This window comes from Cedecea sp. B1(4) (assembly GCF_059414925.1).
Genome location: NZ_JCAHMZ010000002.1, coordinates 748,263 through 768,144, shown reverse-complemented (window position 1 = coordinate 768,144; position 19,882 = coordinate 748,263). Strand labels below are relative to the sequence as shown.

Below are 19,882 nucleotides of genomic sequence, written 5' to 3'. Positions count from 1 at the left end.
TTTAAGCAGACCCTATGATGAGTCTGCACCGGAGGATGAGATGCTCGATACCACCATGACCGACGAGCTGACAGGCCTGCTGAACCGTCAAGGCCTTATGTTTTTGGGGCAATACGCCACGGGGAGCGCTAACCGCCGGGCTGAGCCGCTTTCTCTGGTATTTATCCACCTTGACGGGATGGCGCAGATTAACGACAGTTTGGGCCATGAGCAGGGCGATCGTGCGCTGGTCGCTTTCTCAGAACTTATGCGTTCTTCTTTCCGTGAAACGGATCTGATCGCCAGGCCGGGCGGCGATGAGTTTGTTCTGCTTTTTAACGGGACGAATGAAGAAGGGGCATTTATCGCCATGCAGCACCTGCAGGGCAAAGTGACCGATTTTAATCAGCGAGCAGATAATCGCTGGATGCTCTTCTTTAGCTGGGGAAGCGCGGAGTACGACCCCCGGCGACATCTCAGCCTTGAGGATGTGATAGCTGAAGCCAGCCAGGCTGGGGCAGCGGCCAGGATAAAATTATGAAAAGCATAGACGAACGGTGCAATCATAATTCCTTATGGTGGAATGGAATTAACACCCTGAGTGGATATGTCTCCTGATGCGCTCTCATTGGCTACAGCAAGGGAAACATTCTCTTCTGGAACGAAAACCGCATCCCCCCAAACCGCCCATCCATATCTTTTCTGAATAGTGGGTTCCTGAGTTACCGGGTAAGCTGGTCTATTATTATGTCCGGTAATATTCCGACATAACTTTTAACCACTGTTCAGGAGTCGCTGTGCCCGAGTATCGTATTCGTTCCCTGAAGGCCTGTGAATTTGCTGCCGCAACTGCATCATTAACGGATGTACTGATTGATTGTGTGGCTGGTGGGGCTTCGGTCAGCTTTTTACATCCTTTGGCACCGGAAAAGGCCGCGGCGTTTTGGGGGGAGGTTGGCCAGAGCGTGGCGCGGGGAGAACGCACGCTGATTGTGGCGGAAGATGGGCAGGGGCGCATTGTGGGCACCGTGCAGCTGATCACCAGCCAGCCGGAAAATCAGCCGCACCGGGCCGATGTGGCCAAACTTCTGGTTCATCGCGTGGCGCGGCGGAAAGGCATTGCCCAGCGCCTGATGGCTTATCTGGAAGCCGTTGCCACCACGCAGGGAAAATCAGTTCTGGTACTGGACACCGCCACCGGCAGCGATGCGGAGATATTCTACCAGGGTATGGGCTGGCAGCGCGTGGGGGATCTCCCTCATTATGCGTTAATGCCGGACGGTAGCCCGTGCTCCACGACGTTTTACTACCGTAATTTATGACGCAATAAGTGACGGTGTCACTTATTCGATGCGTTTATGCTGACTCAGGCGTGATATAGTGCCTGCAATATGGCAGTTGCAGGCATTCAGTATGGAAAACGCAGCCCTCTGGTTCCGGCAGTTTGGCGAACCTGAACAGGTCTTAACCCTCGAACAAACGCCGCTGGCGCCGTTTATCTCCGGCACGCTCCGGGTGCGCATGCACTACGCGCCTGTTAATCCCTCAGATCTTATTCCCGTGACCGGGGCTTATCGCCACCGGGTATTTCCGCCGCGTATTGCCGGGTACGAAGGCGTCGGCATTGTTGAGCAGGCGGATTCTCCGGAGTGGATTGGTAAGCGTGTGCTGCCTCTGCGCGGGGAAGGCACCTGGCAGCGATGGGCTGACTGCCCGATTCAGTGGGCCGTGCCCGTGCCGGACAGCGTGCCGGATGAGCTTGCGGCGCGCGGGTATATCAATCCTCTGGCGGCCTGGTTAATGCTGAAAAAGTGGCCCGTAACGGGAAAAAACGTGCTGGTTACGGCGGCAGGGTCAACGTGTGCTGGTTTACTGGCGCAGTGGGCCAAAAGGCAGGGCGCCACGGAAGTCTATGGTGTTTACCGCTCGGCGCAGCATCTACCGGCACTGCTCAAGTCAGGTGTTATCCCGCTCAATATGGATGATGGCCGCGGTATTGCCGAGGCCGCTGGCCGGGTTGACGTGGTGTATGACGCCGTCGGCGGTGAGTTAGCCACATTGATGCTCGATCACCTCAATCCGAATGGGGCGTTGATTTCTTACGGTTTACTGAGTGGGAAAGCGTTTTCTCCTCGCGGGAAATACATCACCGCACAGCGATTTCATCTGCGCGATACGCTGGCGGTCACGCCGGTTGCAGAATGGCAGGGCTGGTTTATCTCACTCTGGGAACTGTTGCTACAAACGCAGCAGCCCGATGTGGCGGTGTATGCGCTGGAGGAGTGGCGGCAGGCGCTGGCGCTGTTCCGTGAACCTGGCCGCCAGCGCAAACCGCTGCTGAAGCTATAAGTGTTATTTATCGCCGAGGATGGTATTCAGCGTTTCGGCATCCGGCATGCCCTGATGCTGCTGCAGGCGGCCTTCGGCATTCAGGTAGTATATTGAGGGCGTAGCATTGCCGCCGAGATCGTCCATCAGCGTCAGGTTATCTTTTAGGGCTTCCCCGATAACCGGATCTATTTTCTCCGGTTTTTGCAGCGCAAGCTTACCTTTGCTGTTCTCATAGTCGGCGAGCGTTTTGGCCGGATCTTTCGACATCAGAATTGCCGCCGCTTTTTGACCGCTGTCCGGGCGCAGCATCCCGACGAGCAGCACGCGGAGCTGAACTTTACCCGATTTTAGCCAGGGCTGAGCCTGTTCCCAAAACTGGGTGCAGTACGGGCAGTAAGGATCGGCAAATACGTAGACAATACGCGGGGCTTTTTCACTTCCGGCGGCGATCCAGCGGTGTTTCTCAAGGTTTTGCCACATGGCTTTTGCCATTGGCGCATAGACAAATTTCTCCACTTCCGCGTCGCTCAGGTTTTTCCCTTCGGCATCGACCATGTTGCCCATAATGGCGTGCTGTTTATCCGGCGTCAGGTATACGATTGTGCCTTGCCCCTGATACTGCATCGCATACCCCTGCAGGTCGCCCGGTGCTTTAAATTCCCCTTTCAGTTCGAAGCCTTGTTTTTCCAGGGCGGCTATTGGCGCAGGCAGTTTAGCATCAGCGGCAAAGGCCGAAGCGTTAAAAAGCAGGGCCAGAGAAACGGACAGGGCAGATATTTTTTTCATCGAGCGGTCCTTAATTAAATGTTATTTTCTTCAAAGGGTAACATTCCTTTTTGCGTTAAGTCATCAGACATACTTTCCTTTAAGTAACGGAGCATTTCATGATGGTCAGACGAGCAACGCTTAATGAAGCTCAGGCGCTGTGGACAATAAGAAACGAAGCCATTCGTTTTGGCTGTCGGGACACTTATCCGGAGGATGTGCTGGCCGCATGGACGCCAGATGAGATGCCCGAGGGTTACCGAAATGAAATTATCAATAATCCCTTTTTTGTCGCGGATAATGAAAACGGCGAGCCGGTGGCTACGGGATTTTTGGATCTGAAAAACGGTTCGGTTGAAGCCATTTTTACCCTACCGGCATGGACTGGCAGGGGGCTGGCCAAACAGATTCTTCAGGCCATCAAGCAGGAAGCCAAATCGAGGGGAATGAGCCGACTAACGCTTTCTTCCACGCCAAACGCCCGTGACTTTTACCTGACGCAGGGATTTCGCGTGGTGAAAGAGGGGCTTTATCCTATGTCGCGCAGCGGCACGTTGCTGCGTTGCTATGAGATGGTTTGCGAGCTGGATCCTGACATGTGAAAGGTGTCTGCATGAACGACCGCATTGATTACCAGATTGAAAAGTACAGTTTCACTGAAACAGAAGCGTCGCCGCGCCTCAGCCGCCAGTGGGAGGAAGTCCAGGAGGAGTTCCAGAGAGAGCCTCAGGATGCGGAGCAGCGCCTGCGCCTGGCGTTGCTTAACGTGGACTTCGTGACCAGCTTCGAACTGCCTTTTCGGCTGCTGCTTCTGCGGGCGCCGCAGCTGATCGATAAACTGCGCGCTGAGCTGCAGCTTAACCAAAAGAGCGTGACGATCAATGACAATAAGCGCGGGGAAGTCTACAGCATCAAAGACGATCTCAGCGCCGTGCCGGATGCCTTCCGCTATCGTTTTTCGAATCGCATACGTAGAATCGAACCGGGCGGCACGCCAGCAACGGCCTATCAGCAGATCGCGCTGCAGGTAAGAAACCCGAGAGAGCGGCTGAAAATCGCCCTGGAAGGCGGGCTTCAGGTCAACGCCCTTGATGGTTTGTTTTGGTTTGGGCTACAGCGCATCGCCGCCGATATCTCCGTGCTGAGGCAATCTGGTATGGCGATTGTGACGGCGGAACGTATGGTCTTCGATAGCCTGACGGGTACGCTCCGCCCCATTCCTGCCTACAGTTTGTAATGAGCTGTAGGCAGCATTAACGCCTCAGGCCTTTGGCGTACTCAACCAACTGATCGACTACTGTATTCCAGCCGGTGAAGAAACCCATTTCTTCATGAGCCTGTCGGGCTTCTGGTGTACGGTGGCGGGCGATAGCCGTGTAGCGCGTTTTGCCGTTGTCCGCATCTTCCAGAAGCAGGATCGCCGTCATGAACGGATTTTCAGCAGGCTTCCAGTCTTCGCCGTAGGCATCGGTAAACACCAGCTTTTTACCGTCCACAATATCCAGCCAGACACCGTTATTACGCATTTCATTCCCGTCGACGTTAAACACCGTATTGAAACGTCCGCCAACCCGAAGAGCTATGTCACAGGACGTTACGCTATGAGGCCGGGGCACAAAGAACTGCCTGATATGCTGCGGCTGGGTCCAGCACTCCCAGACCAGCTGCCTGGGAACATCAATAATGCGCTCTAGTTTTAAATCGGTTTCAGCATCCAGATTCATAGTATTTCCTCGCCGAGTGGGTACTCGTATAGCCTGGCTGAGGATCCTTTCTACGGCTAACTATTTTGCCGTTGTAGCTGCCGGGTACGCAGGCCGCTTAAGCCTACAGCCAGTAACGTCGTTCCGGCTGCCAGCCAAAGATTGAGGGTGATGGCCTGCGATTCAAACGAGGCGGCATTTCCGTAAATAGCCAGCACAATACCGACGATGGCCGCCCCCAGACACTGGCCGAAAGTTCGCATAATGGCCAGTATGCCTGAGGCGTAGCCGCTATTTTCTCGTGAGGCGTTAGCCATCATTTCCCGGTTGTTGGGGCTCTGGAAAATACCGAAGCCAATGCCGCATACCAGGCTCCGTAAACCGATGTCCCATGCCTGAGCGTGGCCGGGCAACAGGGCTAAAAGTATCAGGCCAAGAGCAAACACGCCTAAGCCTGTGGTGGCGATAAGCGCCGGAGAATGTTTGTCGGCCAGTCGCCCGGCCCGGGGCGCTGCGAGCATTATTCCCACAGGCCAGGGCGTAAAGAGCAGGGCCGATGCAAAGGCGCTGTAGCCATAAACGTTCTGGAATAAAAACGGCAGGGCGATAAATGTGATCCCTTGCCCGATAAACGAAATCAGAGACGTCAGGGCCGCCAGCGAAAATCGCGCGGAGGCGAACAGCGTCAGCGGCAGCAGGGGCTGAGCGGCGCGGCGTTCTCGCCAGATAAATGCCGCGCCCGCCAACAATGCCGTCAGGCTATAAGCCACCGCCTGGGCAATACCTCCGCTTTTAGTAAAGCTGTCGGCGGCCACGATCAGCGCGCCCAGCAGCAGAGCAGACAGAAACGCACCGGCGTAGTCAAAGGGCTTGGGATGGGGGGCCTTTTCCCCCGGCAGGACGCGGAGGCTGAGCCAAAGCGCCACAATGCCTAACGGTAAATTAACCGCAAAAAGCCATTCCCAGCCTAAGGTCGAAAGAAGCGTTCCTCCAAGGAGCGGCGCTATGGCCGTACTGGTAGCGATTAAGAAGGCGTTCAAACCGAGTATCCTGCCCAGCAGGCGGGTGGGGAAAACCGATCGCAGGATTGCCGGGGAAATACTCAGTACCGCCGCGCCGCCGATGCCCTGCAATATCCGCATCAAAACCAACATCTCGAGCGAGGTGGAAAGCGCACAGCCCGCGGATGCCAGGGTAAACAGGCTCAGCCCAAAGACGAAAATTTGCCTGAATCCCAGCCGGGTCGCCAGCGCAGCAAAAATCGCCAGCGTCATGGCGGCAGCCAGCAGATAGCCATTCGCGACCCAAACCGCGTCGCTGGCGGAAACGTCGAGTGCGCGGGCGATTTTTGGCAGCGCGATGTTCACCATTGAGCCATCGAACACCGCCATTGTGACCGTCGTCATCACGGCAAGCATCGCCATCATACGCGGACGGCCCGGCAGGCCCTCATCCCCCGGTTGGTTTGAAAATAATTCCATCGTTATTCCTTCCCGCTGCGCGGTCATCAGTCTCAGGTTGTCAGTGCTGCAAATATAGTGATACTTAAAGAGAGGCGGAAGACGCATCATATGCAGATAATAGTTGCACCAAACGCCATATCTTTTTACAGGATGCCTGAATGAATGACCCCGATCTGAATTTGCTGCTGGCGCTGGATACGTTTCTGGCGGAAGGCAGCGTGGCCGGTGCCGCGCGACGCCTCGGGCTGAGCGCGTCGGCGATGAGCCGCACGCTGAGCCGCCTGCGGGCTGCAACCGGCGATCCGCTACTGGTCAGAGCGGGCAGAAATATGGTGCTGACGCCCTATGCCGAAGCTATTCGCGAGCGTGCGAGAAACGCGGCGCTGGAGGCTCGTGCTTTGCTGAGCCCGTCCACGGCAGAGCTCACGCTTTCAACCCTGGAATGCACGTTTATCCTCCGGGCCAACGATGGTTTTATCGAAGCCTTTGCGCCTGCGCTTATCACTGCTGCGGCGGCTGTAGCGCCTCGGGTGCAGCTGTGCTTCACCTCCAAACCTGAAAAAGGTCCCCGGCATCTGCGTGAGGGCCTGGTCGATCTCGAAATCGGCGTCGTGGGCGAAATGGGGCCAGAAATACGGCTCCAGGCGCTATTCCGCGATCGGTTTGTTGGCGTGGTGCGCGCCAGTCATCCTCTGGCCGCTCTGCCTGAGGTTACCGTCGAGCAGTATCTTTCGTACGGGCACGTGGTGGCCTCCCGGCGTCTCCGTTCAACTCGCGGGCCTGTAGATGATGCCCTCGATGAAAGAGGGCTGATGCGCAAAATTGCCGCCATAGTGCCGTCATTTCCTGCGTCGCTAAAGGTCGCGCAGGCGTCCGATCTTATTGCGCTGGTGCCAGCTTCTTTCCTGCTGAATCAGCCAGTTTTGGCGGTCGAGGGAGAGAACGCGAGGCTGGCAATGTTTGAGCTGCCGGTGAAGACGAGAGCCATTACTGTGTCCCAAATGTGGCACCCGCGTTCAGATGCAGACCTCGCGCACCGCTGGCTGCGGCAGCTGGTACTAAACATCTGCCGACAAAGGGCAGGCGATCTGTCTTCATAGGGGGAACGCCGCGTTTGTCCGCGACATTATTCTCATTAGCGAACGCTGGCGCAGGGTGATGCTGGCGTTTATGATAAGGACCACTCTGGCACCGTCCGGCATCGACACAGAAACGCATGGCTGCGGCACCGTCTGCGCGATGGGTTCGTTTCTTAACTATAAGGATGATTATGCCTTCAGCAGTTGGATTTGGCCGCATTGCCGCGACGTTGCCTGTCAAAAATATGTCTGCCGCACTGGCGTTTTACGTGGGCGTTTTAGGCTTCACGAAGCGTTTCGAGAACGGCGAACCCGTTGGGTTTGTTATTCTCCGGCAGGGGGAAAGCGAGCTGCATCTTACGCTCCAGCCACAGCATCGGGCCGCACATTTTCCGGTGGCCCATCTTCTGGTCGATGACATCGGGGCGCTGTTTGCTCTCTGTCAGCAGGCAGGCGCCAGGATCGTGAAGGGGCTTCAGGATAAAGATTACGGCCTGCGGACGTTTGTGTTTGCCGACCCGGATGGGAACCGGATAGACGTCGGTCAGAGAGTCGATAATCCAGGCCCGGGAATAGCCTGAATCAGTCATAAAAAAAGCCGCTGCGGGAGACCGTCAGCGGCTTTTTAATGGAAACGGATGTGCATCCCGGGCGCGACTTGATGAATGAAATCCTACCATTCATTAATGATCATCACCGTATCTGCTGAAAGCTTAATTTTAGTCACTTTAGGCGGCATTGGCTTGGGGAGTATCGTCATTCTCACGTCGAAATTTCCGCTGACGGACGCCAGGGATATTTTGAAGGGAGTGAAAAGGCAAAGGGCCAGCAAAAGTTGTTTCATATTAATACAATTTATTTACTTTTATTTAAAATCAATCGATTGGTCAAAATTATATCATATATGATGCCGCCGAGGGAACGACTGTCGCTTTATTAACACTTAAAGCGTGTTTCAGACTGAAAAGTTAAAATTCTATAAATACGATAATTCAATGATATTTAAGGCAAGAGGTGGTCTATATGAGGTTTACGTCGCTACTCGCCAGGCTGTGTCTGGCTTCCTCCCTGATCTGGTCTGGCACCCTGTGGGCCGCTACCGAGCAGGCAATGGACGCGAATTTAGATAAGTTATTCAGCTCGCATGAAAACTATCATGCGTTTTTTGATAATTTTAAAACGCAGATTGCCGCGCAGAATAAAGCGGAAGTGGCAAAGCTAATTTCTTATCCGATAAAGATCGCGCTGGCGGGTAAAAAAGTGCAGATCAAAACGCCGCAGCAGTTCATTAAAAACTATGACGCCATTTTTACGCCGGATCTGGTGGCGGTGGTTAACGCGCAGAAATATCAGGATCTTTTTGCGAATTATCAGGGGCTCGCTATCGGCAAAGGGCAGATTTGGTTCTCCGGTATTTGCCAGGATAATCAATGTAAGAAATCAACCGTGCTGGTTATTGGCATCAATAAATAGCGTGGGGCTGGTCGTCATTCACGGCCAGCTTATCAGACATCACAAGGCGGCCAGATAACGCCGGTAGTTATCCTCTATCGCTTTTAGCAACTCGCTATCTTCGCTCTGGTGGAGGAGCGCCGAGCGCTCAGTACCCAGATCAACGCTTTCACACTGCGGGTAATACGCGGCCCGCAGCGACGGTTTGATGGCGTTAAAATAAGCCGTCGTGGGCACCTCAAAGGCGGCGGCAATATGCAAGGCCGACGAATCGCAGGTATAGACTTTACTGGCGTGACGAATAATGGCGATGTAGTCAGATGTTGTCCGGGAATGAGAAGAAAGATCGATGCACTGCGGGTGATCTATTTTTCCAAAGCCTGCCACGGGCAGACCGTGCTGCCGGTAGATATGCTCGACTAAATCAACCAGCACGGCAGCAGGGATATCGCGAAGCGGCGTGCTGGCGCGGTGATTGAACAGGACGTAACGACCTTGCAGGGGGGAAGTTTGATCTGGCATTCCGTCGCGTAGCCAGCGGTTAGCTTTTATCTCTTCGGGTACACTCTCAGGGGCAATCCCCAGGTGGCGTAAGAAGAAATCGTGCATTTCCTGAGTGGCGAAATCCTCCCGAAAGAGCTGGTTCCCGGCGTCAATCCGCGCATCATACTCTTCAAGGGAAGCCAGTTCCTGAGGCATGAAATGCAGCTCATCGATCACGTTCCCCGCTAGCCGGTAAATCTCTTCCACATAGGGTTGGCAGGTATGAGGGCGCAGTACCGTCAGGTGAAGTTTGGGATTTATGGCTTTAATAGCGTGCAGCGCCGCAATCCCGATCAGCGAATCTCCGAGCGTGACGCCCATGCCGTTGATAATATAGAGCCGTTGGATCTGACTAAAGTCGAGAGAAAAGGGGCGTAAGGAGTAGTTATAAATGCCGGGCTGCCGTAAAGCCTGAAGATGAAGACTGCGCTTCAGCTCAAAAGGCAAAGACTCAAGATCGTAAGAGGCGACGAGCGTTTTATCATCCTGGAGCAAACTTCCGACAAAAGTTTGAAGCGTAGGGTTCATGGGGTTCCTGAGACGCAGCTGAAGTAGGGCGCAGGCCATTAAGCACAGCGTGATGTACGTCTCACACCTTAATGAGATTTAGTCTGCTGTCAATTTCCAGGCATCGTCTTTTCCAGAGGCCCTGACATACTGGTATGTATTACCAGGGAATCAACCCCATTTCATGTAATGCACCCAGAATCAGCGCGATAGACATGCAGGCATCAAAGGGATTAGGCATCGTGTTTCACCTTTACACAGAGCGTCACTGGTTAAATTATAGCCTGTTTTGTGTGCTGTTCACGAGATGACAGCCAGTCCCAGGGTATTAACTCAGTAACCCGGCGCCCACGTTGACGGAAAGTCCCAGAATCGCCAGGTTGAAGATAAAAGAGATAACTGACTGCAGCAGGGTTATTTTACGCATGCCGGTTGTGCCGGTTGCCACATCAGCTGTTTGTGCGGCCACGGCGATGGTGAAAGAGTAATAAAGGAAATCCCAGTAATCCGGGTCGTCTGGTTTATCAGGAAAGATCATGGGGGTGATCTCTTTGCTGCGATGCAAATAATGTTGATGGGCATAGTGCATCGCGAAAACACTGGGCAGCAATGTCCAGGAGACGACCAGCGTCATTGCCGTCAGTAAAATATGCAGCACAAGCGGGGTTCCGGACAAAGAACGCAGCGACGGAAGTTCGCTCATAATCGCCACAAGGCTGGCCATGCAGGCAAAGATAAGCAGGCTCAACACAAGTGCGGCGCTTTGATCCTGTACCCTGGCTATTCTCGGGATGTCGCAGACTTCCGTTCGCAGCATGCGAAACCAGATAAAAATCAGGTAAAGCCAGGCCAAAACATTCCAGCCGATCAACAGCCGCTGCAGCGTGCCAAGCTGTGCGGGAAGGGCGAAGTAACAAACGACGCCGGCAGCCACTGAAATCAATAACCGCAGACGGGCGAACAGGTGAGTCCTTAACGAAAAGCTCATGGGGTGATTTATTCGACGAGAATTAGATAAGTTAACTGTAGACCAGGCTAAAGCCATGATGGCCTGCAAGGGCAGATAAGTAGCGGTTTCTTGACCATCCATTTGCATTACCTGCGTGAATTCTGACGCACTGGGATGCTGTCAAAAAAGGAATACGGCTTAGACAATCTTTACTTCGCCAGCTGAAAAGCGGTTGGGCGGTATCCTTTCCCTCCAGAGGATACCCTTATCCCGCACTGAAAACGCCAGAGAGTAAAGTGCATTTCTGGCGTGGTTATCTCCAATGATTAATGCAATGCCTTCGCAATCGCGCTGAACATCAGCGAAGCTTCCAGCGGTTGGGCGCTGAACGACGGTTCCGCCTGCGGCCAGGTTGACCACTGGACGATCACCAGATTTTCCGCACGGTTGACCATGATCATCTGCCCATAAATCCCCAGCGCCCACATGGAGCCTTTCAGCGAATCCTGCGGCGTTGGTACCACGTTTTTAGCGTTGGCAGGCACTTCGTTATTCCACCACTGATAGCCATACAGCCCCTGTGGATGCGCCGCAGAGACGGAGTTTTTCGCTCTGTTCCAGTCGGCCGACTGGGCAACCCAGTTCTCCGGCAGAACCTGCTTACCGTTCGGCAGGCGGCCGTTGTTCAGCACGAATTCGCCGAAACGCCCCCAATCTTCCAGCGTGGCGTTAAAGCCGTGTGCGCCAACATCATGCTGGTTTTTGGTATAGGCATGCCATACACCATCGTTCGCCATGCCGTACGGCCGCCAGATATTGTTCTCAAGGTAGGCAGCAAGCGTCATACCCGTTGCGCGCTCCAGCACATCGCCCAGCAGCCATGCACCGCCGGAGGAGTAAGACCACACTTCACCCGCTGGGTGGGCGCGTTTCAGACCAGCAACCAGCGAGCGGACGCAGTCATAGGTACCCGCGTGCGCTTCACACTGCGTGAGTTTGGCGAAGTCAGACTGCGGATTGGCGTAATCTTCATTCCACGCCACGCCAGAGGTGTGTTGAATCAACTGTTTCAGCGTCACGCCGTTCCAGGCGGTGCCTTTCAAATCAGGTTCATACTGCGTGACCAGATCGTCCATTGAGTGGATTTTGCCCTCTTTTAAGGCCACACCCACGAGTGTAGACACCACCGATTTCCCCACAGAACGAGAGGTCCAGAGTGTGGTGTCGGTATTGCCTTCACCAAGATATTTCCAGGCAACTTTACCGTCCTTCAGTACCAGCATACCGCTAACGTTCTGGCGTTTAATATAATCCTGTAGCGTCCACAGTTTGCCGTTGACCTGATAGCGAGTCTGCGTCAGTGGTTTTTCAGCCATCGCTAACGGTACGGATTTGCCGTGGTGGAAAACATCGCCCTGATAATTACGGTAATCGTTACGAAAACCGATAACACGCTCGGCTTGATCCCAGCTCAGCATCGTTTTGGTATCGGGCAGTTTTGCATCAAAAGGGGCCGGGCAGGCGGTGAGTTCGGTGCCTTCGCAAGCCGCCATTACGGGAGAGGAGAGGAATGCCCCAGCCATCAGGCCTGCCAGAAGGCAATACTTTGCAGGCAAGAATTTATGTTTATTAATCATAGCGTTCTCTATTTAAGTTTAACCCATAGACATGTTGTCCCGGCGGGATGACGGGATGGATGCAGTATAAAAATGGCCGCACTATAATAAAAAACGCGTAATGGGGGAAAATCCCCCATAAACACGGCAAAAGGAGCCCAACGTGCCGTCATTGTCTTACTCTTTTTCTCAACTTGAAGCCTTCACTGCCGTTGCGGAACACGGCAGTCTGATGAAAGCCGCGATGAAGCTGGAGAAAGATCGCACCACGCTGCGCGATCTTATCGATCTGCTGGAAGATGGCTTTGGCTACCCGCTGTTTGTCCGCCAGGGGCGATCGCTGCAGCTGACAGCAGAAGGCGAACAGCTTCATCGCCAGGCGCACCTGCTGTTGCGTCAGGCAAGAGCATTCGATCAGTTTGCCCGTCAGGTGCCGTCAACGGAGGTTCAGGAGTTGGGCGTCGCCTACGACCCCTTTACACCCCGCCGTTTTTTGAAGGCATTAATTACGCGGATGGCGATGCGGGGGATCCGTCTGAGCCTGAGATGCACCTCGCGCGCGGAAGGCGAAAAAGCGCTGGCGAGCGGAGTGGTCGATCTGGGCTTCTTTCAGGCCAACAATCACAGCGTCGGCAGTGACATGGAGTGGCGTGCGCTCGGGGCCATCGACATGGATTTTTACGCCGCAGAGCCGCTGTTTGAAGAAGCCAAACGTCCGTGTTCACTGCTTGACCTTTCTTTGACGCCACAGGTGGTGATGCACGCCACAAGCGACGTACCAATGGCACGGCGGCTGCAAATCTCCGGGAATATCATTGTGGCCAATGAGCTTGAAATGCTGCGTAGCCTGATGGAAGCCGGGTGCGGATGGGGATTTTTACCGACTCATTTTGAGGCGGTGCGTTGGAAAAATGTTATTGCGATTCCCACGGTGGTGGGCAATGAAGGTATTAGCCAGACTATGGTGACGATTTGGCGGCCTGGGAGCGAAAAGCGGATGCTGATCGATGATTCGCTGACCTGGTTATCTGCGCTGTGGCGAGAGGTGAGTACGCACAAGGAGTGGGACGTGTAACCGTGCCAGAATCATTATCCAGTGCCCACCCACAGGTTGCGTGTTTCAACTGGTTTAAAGAGGTTAAAAAGCCAGGAGGCTCTTGGGGCCGCCCGAACTGACTGCGTGGATTCAGAGCGTATAGATAAGCGATCTAACCTCAAGCTGGAACAGGGAAAATAAGGTCTGTTTTCACCCTTGCGTGATATGCTGCGACGCCAGCATCGAAAGCCGGGAACCGGATACTCATGTTTTTTTAACAACCCATATCCGGCTCGAAAGGCTACAAACCATTATCGCGGGGTTATTTCTGTTGTAGCCAGCGTTGAACTCCCGTTGATGCAGAATCAATAGCACCTGCCAGATAGCCTGAGAACTGAGGCGACCATTCACTGGCGATACCCGTCATCTCGCCAGACCACTCTCCCCTGGCGGGAAGTTGCTCAGGCATTGCATGTCCAACCTCCGGGAGGAGATCAAATTCCGTTGCAGTAAACGGATCGGCTGCCCAGTCTTTAATATACTCAGCTTCGGGTTCTGCCGCATCCTGCCCAAATAAGCGTACGAACTGCTCCCGGCAGAGGCCTTTGAGCACAGCTTCACCAACGGTCCATCTTGATTTTGCCGGTAGGCCAATAAAACCAAAAATCGCTGTTTTCCCCGAATCTGGCTCAGATACGTCGTGGATCTCAACCATTGGCCCAACGCGGCTTCCTGCATTCCCTGAAAGCTGTCGCTCATGCAATAGATCTGTTTTATATACAGCGAAATATTTCGCATGGGGAGCCATCCAGGTCGGGGTTTTCCGCCAGTTTGACAGCACCTGTTCCGGCATCGTCGGTCTGAAATCTATTTTAGCTGCAAGGGCAGGAGGCAAAGCGAGGAAGACATGCTTCCCGGAAAATACGGCCTTTTTACTGCCTTTGGACCGGGTGTGAACCTGCACTTCCTTGCCGGCCTGGGAAACAGCCACCACCTGATGGCCTGTTTTAATCTTCTCAACCGGGATCTGACTTTTGAATGCCGCCGTCAGCGCCTGCATTCCTCCCTTCAGCCTGAAAGACGTCGGAGAGCTCTCCCATGCAGGGTAGCGTTCGGGAGGCGAATTCAGCTGGCGTTCGTAGAGCATGTCACCCGGGCGGCCATGCGCTATTACCGGTAGGTTAAGCCGCTCGATCAGTTGTGCGAAGTCCGGTTGAAGATCAGGCCAGAACCACGTAGCCCCCATATCTACCTGAATACCAGAGGGGGTGCCAGCTAATTCCATGGCTGACAGCACGCGCCCGCCCGTTCTGTCACGAGCCTCAAGGATCACATAATCAACCCCCGCTTTTTCAAGCAGCGTGGCAGCATAAAGGCCGCTTATGCCCGCACCAATGATAACAACGCTCTGCTTCATAATGTCGCTCCGGTCAGAGTTATAGGGCTAAGATGTCCCGTTTTCAGATAAAAAAGTGCGCCATAGCTGGTGGCCATCAGAGCAGGCATATCTCCCGGTGGAAACCGCAGCCAGCTTCCTGACTCATAGCAACGGTTGGGGGCCCCGAGTTGCCCTTTCAGAAGAAGGAGTTCTGCGCCACCAACAAGCGGGGTACAGAAGATCCGCTCGCCCGGAGCAAGCTTCTGAAGCTGAACGGTTTCCATGGGGCCGAAGAATAATGGGCAGATTTGTCTTTGCGGCTGGCCGTGCCAGTTCGCTGCCTCGTGGGTATTTATCCTGACCGGCTGGCGTTCATCGGCAGACATCTGACGCAGCTTGACGAAAATGGTTGTGCCGTCGCGGCTGAGGGGTGGTGAGAAGAACCGTCCGGGCTGCGCAGATACCAGTCGGCAGGGTGATCGACACCGTTTTCGGTAAAAGTCCCCTCGAGCACCAGAATCTCCTCTCCGCCGGGATGGCTGTGTGTGGGAAATTCGGATCCGGGCGTATACCTGACACGGCTAGTTGCACGGGCTTTCTCGTGACCAATCCGGTCAAGCATCATGCGCGCAACATTAGGTTGGGGAGAAGGTACCCACTGATAATCATCCGGGGTGACGATCGCACGCTGCGAAAAATCAGAATTCAGTAACATCATAGTCAGTGATTAGACGGCCCTACATGAGGCCGTCTGCAGGCCTATTTGTTCGGCAGATTATCTTACATCGCTCAGGGTTGAGGTAATATGTCCGGTTAAAAAATCGGCCTGTATTACCTTTCGTTGGGGGGGATTATCAGAAAGCCAGACAGCTTCAACAAATCAGAAAATCTTACGAGGCGGAGAAGAAATTCTATGTCGTGGTTAGTCGTGGGAAAAGTATCACGCTCCCGGCGTGATTGCCGGGGCAGCGAAATCCTGCTCCATTCAGAAACAGAATTCCGGCAGGGTGGATACTCCTTTGAGCGAGAGTGACTGGCGCTGGTGGCGGATTCATCGCACAGTATCGACCATAAGTGACGCTGTCACTTATATTTTGCATTTACCGCGTGCGGTTTACGCCATCCAGTCGCGAATAATCTCTCCGTACAGCTGCTCCGCCTCCTCCAGCCGACTGAGCAGACAATACTCGTCGGTTTGATGAGCCATCGACGGCTCGCCGGGGCCGAGAATAATACAAGGTGGATTTCCCAACGCAGGCAGCAACAGAGAAGCGTCGGTAAAGTATGGCACTACGCGAGGCTCAAGCGGCCTGGCGTGTAGCGGCTGACAGCGCTGATAAACCTGTTTTATCCAGGCGTGTTCTTGCTCGCTGAGCACTGCGGGCAGATCGACTAACGTCGACAGCGTGACGCTCTCGCCAAGCAGCGAAGTCAACCGCTGACGGATGGTGGCGTGCCGTAAATTGGGCGCACTGCGGATATCGACATCGAAATGCGTGTGGTCGGGCACAGAATTAATATTTAGCCCACCGTGAATACACCCGACATTTACCGTGGGCTGCTTCATCAGTTGATGCGGCGCACCCGGCGAAAAATGTTGGATTTTACCCAGCGCATCCGCCGCCAGATAGATAGCATTAATCCCCAGATCCGGCATCGCGCCGTGGGCGGTTTTCCCCCGAGTTTCGCAGCGTAGCCAGAGGGCGCCTTTATGGCCGATAACCGGATAGTTGGCGGTGGGCTCACCGACGATCAGTGCACCCACGTTCGGTAACTTGGTGGAGGCGATCAGGGCTCGTGCACCTTCGCAGCCGGTTTCTTCTCCGCCGGTAATCAGCAATAACGCGCCGCGTCCGGCGAGAATCGTTTCCCGCAGCTTGACGCAGGCCACGGCAAACGCGGCTATCGCCGCTTTCATATCGCTGGATCCGCGTCCGTAAAGACGCCCGTCTTCCATCTGCGAGCCGAAAGGATCGTACTGCCACTGGGCATTGCCCAGTGGGACGGTATCCAGGTGCCCGGTGAAGACCAGCGGTTTACCCGTCTTCGCTCCGGGCAGCCTGGCGATAAGATTACAGCGTCCCTCGCCGAACGATGACAGCGAAACGTCAAACCCGCTATCGGCGAGCCAAGTGGCAAAGAACCGCATGCAATCTGCTTCGCTGCCCGGCGGGTTGATGGTGTTAAAGCCCAGCAACTGCCGGGCCAGGTGCAGGGTGATGCCCATCAGCGAGATTCCGTCAGCCAGTCAAGGCAGTTTATCCAAAGCTGGCGATAGCCGGGCCAGCGAGCAAACTCTTCCGGCAGCCAGTGCGCCGACATATCGCTGGTCCACACCAGCGAGCGGCCCTGAAGATATTCGCGAATAGCCAGCAGCGGATGACCGGTACCCGCGACGGTTGCCAGCAGTTTACCTTCCGGATGCATTTCAACTTCGTTATAGCCCAGCAGCCACGGCCATTCGCCAGGAATATCGTTAAACAAGGTGTGGGATTCCGTCACTTCAGGATAACAACCTTCCGGGGTCTCAATGCGGTCGTCCCATGCCAGACAGCGGACCGGCAAAACAGTCTCTACCGCAGTATGGCGATAGCGCGCCCCGCCGTTAATGCCCTGGAAGCTGTAATACCCGCCAATCATCATCAATGAGCCGCCGCCGGCCACGTAGTCATGCAGAAGCGTCAGACGGTTGGCGGTTCGGCGGCTTTTCAGCCAGGTGTCCGGATGCAGCAGCAGCGTATTGGCGCCAATGTCCGAAAGAATAATCGCATCCCACTCCTGCAGCGCTTCCAGCGTCAGCGGAAAATCTGTCGCCGCCGTGTGGGCGGGCATATAGGTCACGGCGTAGGGGCTGTCCGCTAGCGCTGCCAAAAAATCCGTTGCGCCGGTGTGCCAGGTGGCGGTGGCAAACTGGTCGAAACCTTTAACGTGCGTTGACGTGCTGGTCCAGGATTCACCGACCAGTAAGATTTTTTTCTGCATTATGATTTTCCTCTTATCCGCCAAAGACGCGTTGGGGATTTGCAATCATTAAGGTTTCAAGTTGCTCGCCGCAGATGCCGTGGCGTCGCAGACGTGGCACAAAATGTTTGAGTATGTAGCCGTAACCGTGGCCGCCGTAGCGGGTGAGCATGGTTTTCAGGAAAACGTCCTGCGACAGCAGGATGTGCTGGATATAGCCGTCGTCAATCAGCTCACGAATCGCGCGGGCGTTCTCCTCGTCGGAGGGCGACTGCGCAGATTCTTCCGCGTAGTAATAGCTCATACCGATCATGTCGTATTCGAGAAACGCCCCGCGCTGTGCCAGTTCACGCTGGTAGCGCTTATCGGCAAAGCTGGGATTCATATGGCATAGCACGGTATGGCATAAATCGGCGCCTTCCTGTTCGAGAATATCCAGCACCCGATGCCCCAGCCGCTCCCAGCCTGGCAGGTGGACCTCGATCGGCACTCCTGTCGCGGCACTGGCCCGACCCGCGGCGCGCAGGGATTTCTCCTCATCCGGCGTAAATCGGCTTGAGATACCGATTTCGCCGATGAGCCCGGCGAGCACTTCCGGTTTATTCGCTGCGCCGCCAAGATCGTACACCAGCCGTTCGGTCAGCTGTTCGACGCTGCTGTTTTTTACCCACTCGGGGTGCGAAGGCTCCAGATAGAGGCCAGTACCCATAATGATGTTCAGACCGGTCAGACGCGCGATGCGCGCCAGCGCTTTGGGATCGCGGCCAATGCCGATATTGGTCGGATCAACCACCGTTTCTCCGCCAAGGGATCGATATTTCATCAGCTCGTCAATCGCAACATCGACATCAAACAGCTGGCAGTTATCGCGGCTCATCAGCGGATTCAGCGACAGTTCGCCGAGGTTTTCCATTTTCACCGGCAGTTCGGCAAGATGGCGATCGCTACAGCAGCAGGGCGGCACCCATTTGCCGGAGGCATCCAGCAGAATATGCTCATGCATCAGGGTAACGCCCATTTCGTTCACCGGCAGCGGGCCAAGCACCGTCATAACGTAACCGCTACTGACGCCCACCGGCAGCGGGGAAGGGTGACGAAAAATTGATCCTTTCATCAACTATCCTTTCGCCGTGGAGCGCGTTGGGTTGAGAATGCGGGTGTTCAGCCAGATAGCCAGCAGGATAATGGTGCCGGTGGCTATCTGGGTGTAAAACGGCGAAATATGCGACAGGATCAGCCCGTTCTGAATGACCGCAATCGACAGCGCGCCCAGCAGCGTGCCGATAATGGTGCCGAAGCCGCCAAACAGGCTGGTACTGCCAAGCACAACGGCCGCGATGACCTGCAGTTCAAAGCCTTCACCCTGGTTGGAAGAGCCGCTACCGAGTCGTGCGGTAATGATCATCCCCGCCAGTGCGGCAGCCATTCCGCTGATGATATAGACCTTCATGGTGACTGCTCTGGTGTTAATGCCGCTGCGTCGTGCACCTTCAGCATTAGCGCCGATAGCCGTCACGTAGCGGCCAAAGCGCATATGGTTGAGTACGATATGCCCGCTAACCAGGCACAAAATACCGATCATCGCGGGCATGGGGATACCGACAACCCACGCGCGTCCTATAAAGGTAAACAGACTTTCAGCCGGAACTGGAATCGAGTAGCCCTGGGTGACCAGGAGCGCGATGCCGCGCACCACGGCCAGGGTGGCGAGCGTGACGATAAACGCCGGAATGCCTTCATAGGCAATAAAAAAGCCGTTGATGGCGCCCACGACTCCGCCAAGCAAAAGGCCACCGAGCATGACCACCGGCCACGGCAGCCCCCAGTTATTAAGGGCGATCGCGGAAAGCGCGCCGACCAGCGCCAGGGTAGAGCCCACCGACAGATCGATGCCGCCTGTGGTAATGACCAGAGTCATTGCCGTCGCGACTATCAGCAGCGGGGCACTCTGGCGGATAATGTTCAGCCAGTTGGTGCCCGTGAGAAAGTTACTGGTGATCAGCGAAAACACCACGCAGCAGAAGACGAAAAAGAGCGCAATGCTGACCACGCCAGAGTGGTTATGTAGGAGGCGGCGCGGCAGAGAATGCTGGATCGTGCGGGAGCTGCTTAAGTTCATG

General features: G+C 54.9%; 22 protein-coding genes. 9 read left to right on the top strand and 13 right to left on the bottom strand.

The window, feature by feature from the left end; translation table 11 throughout:
* Positions 1 to 40: 40 nt before the first annotated feature.
* From ACR6JA_RS06985 to ACR6JA_RS06975, 3 genes are all read left to right on the top strand, one after another.
* Positions 41 to 520 carry a GGDEF domain-containing protein gene (locus ACR6JA_RS06985; protein WP_494493188.1) on the top strand — a complete coding sequence of 160 codons (480 nt, stop codon included), beginning with the start codon at positions 41 to 43 and terminating at the stop codon, positions 518 to 520.
* 256 nt (positions 521 to 776) lie between these two features.
* Entirely contained in the window at positions 777 to 1,301 is a 525-nt protein-coding gene (locus ACR6JA_RS06980; RefSeq protein ID WP_166873978.1) for a GNAT family N-acetyltransferase, read from the top strand.
* A 91-nt stretch (positions 1,302 to 1,392) separates the two neighbouring features.
* A complete protein-coding gene (locus tag ACR6JA_RS06975) occupies positions 1,393 to 2,328 on the top strand; it encodes a zinc-dependent alcohol dehydrogenase family protein (protein ID WP_494493187.1) in 936 nt (311 codons plus the stop codon).
* A gap of 3 nt (positions 2,329 to 2,331) precedes the next feature.
* Here ACR6JA_RS06975 and dsbG read toward each other — a convergent pair whose 3' ends face one another.
* Entirely contained in the window at positions 2,332 to 3,096 is a 765-nt protein-coding gene (dsbG, locus tag ACR6JA_RS06970) for a thiol:disulfide interchange protein DsbG (protein WP_494493186.1), read from the bottom strand.
* 98 nt (positions 3,097 to 3,194) lie between these two features.
* On the opposite strand from dsbG, the gene ACR6JA_RS06965 reads away from it, so the two are divergent.
* Together ACR6JA_RS06965 and ACR6JA_RS06960 are read left to right on the top strand one after the other, a co-directional pair.
* The gene (locus tag ACR6JA_RS06965) at positions 3,195 to 3,677 is read left to right on the top strand and encodes a GNAT family N-acetyltransferase (protein WP_213714123.1); all 483 of its coding nucleotides are present in this window, start codon (positions 3,195 to 3,197) and stop codon (positions 3,675 to 3,677) included.
* Between the two features lie 11 nt (positions 3,678 to 3,688).
* Positions 3,689 to 4,312: an ECs1377 family protein gene (locus tag ACR6JA_RS06960; protein WP_494493185.1), complete on the top strand. Its 624-nt coding sequence runs from the start codon at positions 3,689 to 3,691 to the stop codon at positions 4,310 to 4,312.
* Positions 4,313 to 4,328: 16 nt separating this feature from the next.
* Here ACR6JA_RS06960 and ACR6JA_RS06955 read toward each other — a convergent pair whose 3' ends face one another.
* Both ACR6JA_RS06955 and ACR6JA_RS06950 read right to left on the bottom strand, forming a co-directional pair.
* Positions 4,329 to 4,799, bottom strand: a complete 471-nt coding sequence (locus ACR6JA_RS06955) for an SRPBCC family protein (RefSeq protein ID WP_494493184.1) — start codon at positions 4,797 to 4,799, stop codon at positions 4,329 to 4,331.
* A gap of 56 nt (positions 4,800 to 4,855) precedes the next feature.
* A complete protein-coding gene (locus ACR6JA_RS06950) occupies positions 4,856 to 6,259 on the bottom strand; it encodes a DHA2 family efflux MFS transporter permease subunit (protein ID WP_494493183.1) in 1,404 nt (467 codons plus the stop codon).
* A 140-nt stretch (positions 6,260 to 6,399) separates the two neighbouring features.
* Here ACR6JA_RS06950 and ACR6JA_RS06945 point away from each other — a divergent pair, with 140 nt between their 5' ends.
* The 3 genes from ACR6JA_RS06945 (at position 6,400) to ACR6JA_RS06935 (ending at position 8,793) form a co-directional block, all read left to right on the top strand.
* A complete protein-coding gene (locus tag ACR6JA_RS06945) occupies positions 6,400 to 7,341 on the top strand; it encodes a LysR family transcriptional regulator (RefSeq protein ID WP_494493182.1) in 942 nt (313 codons plus the stop codon).
* Positions 7,342 to 7,511: 170 nt separating this feature from the next.
* Positions 7,512 to 7,901, top strand: a complete 390-nt coding sequence (locus ACR6JA_RS06940; RefSeq protein ID WP_250153542.1) for a VOC family protein — start codon at positions 7,512 to 7,514, stop codon at positions 7,899 to 7,901.
* Positions 7,902 to 8,343: 442 nt separating this feature from the next.
* Positions 8,344 to 8,793 (top strand): hypothetical protein, encoded by a 450-nt coding sequence (locus ACR6JA_RS06935; protein WP_166873950.1) that lies wholly within the window; start codon positions 8,344 to 8,346, stop codon positions 8,791 to 8,793.
* A gap of 39 nt (positions 8,794 to 8,832) precedes the next feature.
* On the opposite strand, the gene ACR6JA_RS06930 is transcribed toward ACR6JA_RS06935, so the two are convergent.
* The 3 genes from ACR6JA_RS06930 to ACR6JA_RS06920 all read right to left on the bottom strand — a co-directional run bounded on the left by ACR6JA_RS06930 (position 8,833) and on the right by ACR6JA_RS06920 (position 12,354).
* A complete protein-coding gene (locus ACR6JA_RS06930) occupies positions 8,833 to 9,843 on the bottom strand; it encodes a glycosyltransferase family 9 protein (protein ID WP_494493181.1) in 1,011 nt (336 codons plus the stop codon).
* A 307-nt stretch (positions 9,844 to 10,150) separates the two neighbouring features.
* Positions 10,151 to 10,810, bottom strand: coding sequence for a DUF1345 domain-containing protein (locus tag ACR6JA_RS06925; protein ID WP_213714579.1), 660 nt, complete (start codon positions 10,808 to 10,810; stop codon positions 10,151 to 10,153).
* A gap of 287 nt (positions 10,811 to 11,097) precedes the next feature.
* Entirely contained in the window at positions 11,098 to 12,354 is a 1,257-nt protein-coding gene (locus ACR6JA_RS06920) for a serine hydrolase domain-containing protein (RefSeq protein WP_494493270.1), read from the bottom strand.
* A gap of 196 nt (positions 12,355 to 12,550) precedes the next feature.
* On the opposite strand from ACR6JA_RS06920, the gene ACR6JA_RS06915 reads away from it, so the two are divergent.
* Entirely contained in the window at positions 12,551 to 13,462 is a 912-nt protein-coding gene (locus ACR6JA_RS06915) for a LysR family transcriptional regulator (protein WP_494493180.1), read from the top strand.
* Between the two features lie 283 nt (positions 13,463 to 13,745).
* On the opposite strand, the gene ACR6JA_RS06910 is transcribed toward ACR6JA_RS06915, so the two are convergent.
* The 7 genes from ACR6JA_RS06910 to ACR6JA_RS06880 all read right to left on the bottom strand — a co-directional run bounded on the left by ACR6JA_RS06910 (position 13,746) and on the right by ACR6JA_RS06880 (position 19,881).
* On the bottom strand, positions 13,746 to 14,840 hold the full coding sequence (locus ACR6JA_RS06910; protein ID WP_494493179.1) for a flavin monoamine oxidase family protein: 1,095 nt from the start codon (positions 14,838 to 14,840) through the stop codon (positions 13,746 to 13,748).
* The gene (locus ACR6JA_RS06905; RefSeq protein ID WP_494493275.1) at positions 14,837 to 15,187 is read right to left on the bottom strand and encodes a cupin domain-containing protein; all 351 of its coding nucleotides are present in this window, start codon (positions 15,185 to 15,187) and stop codon (positions 14,837 to 14,839) included. The genes ACR6JA_RS06910 and ACR6JA_RS06905 overlap by 4 nt, the downstream gene beginning before the upstream one ends.
* Positions 15,154 to 15,516, bottom strand: a complete 363-nt coding sequence (locus tag ACR6JA_RS06900; RefSeq protein ID WP_494493269.1) for a cupin domain-containing protein — start codon at positions 15,514 to 15,516, stop codon at positions 15,154 to 15,156. Before ACR6JA_RS06900 ends, ACR6JA_RS06905 begins: the two co-directional genes overlap by 34 nt.
* Before the next feature lie 399 nt (positions 15,517 to 15,915).
* Positions 15,916 to 17,028, bottom strand: coding sequence for a M20 family metallopeptidase (locus ACR6JA_RS06895; RefSeq protein WP_494493178.1), 1,113 nt, complete (start codon positions 17,026 to 17,028; stop codon positions 15,916 to 15,918).
* Positions 17,028 to 17,783 (bottom strand): glutamine amidotransferase, encoded by a 756-nt coding sequence (locus ACR6JA_RS06890; RefSeq protein WP_494493177.1) that lies wholly within the window; start codon positions 17,781 to 17,783, stop codon positions 17,028 to 17,030. The genes ACR6JA_RS06895 and ACR6JA_RS06890 overlap by 1 nt, the downstream gene beginning before the upstream one ends.
* 13 nt (positions 17,784 to 17,796) lie before the next feature.
* Complete coding sequence (locus ACR6JA_RS06885) at positions 17,797 to 18,876, bottom strand: phosphotriesterase family protein (RefSeq protein WP_494493176.1); 1,080 nt, start codon at positions 18,874 to 18,876, stop codon at positions 17,797 to 17,799.
* Positions 18,877 to 18,879: 3 nt separating this feature from the next.
* Positions 18,880 to 19,881, bottom strand: coding sequence for an ABC transporter permease (locus ACR6JA_RS06880; protein WP_494493175.1), 1,002 nt, complete (start codon positions 19,879 to 19,881; stop codon positions 18,880 to 18,882).
* Between the last annotated feature and the right edge of the window lies 1 nt (position 19,882).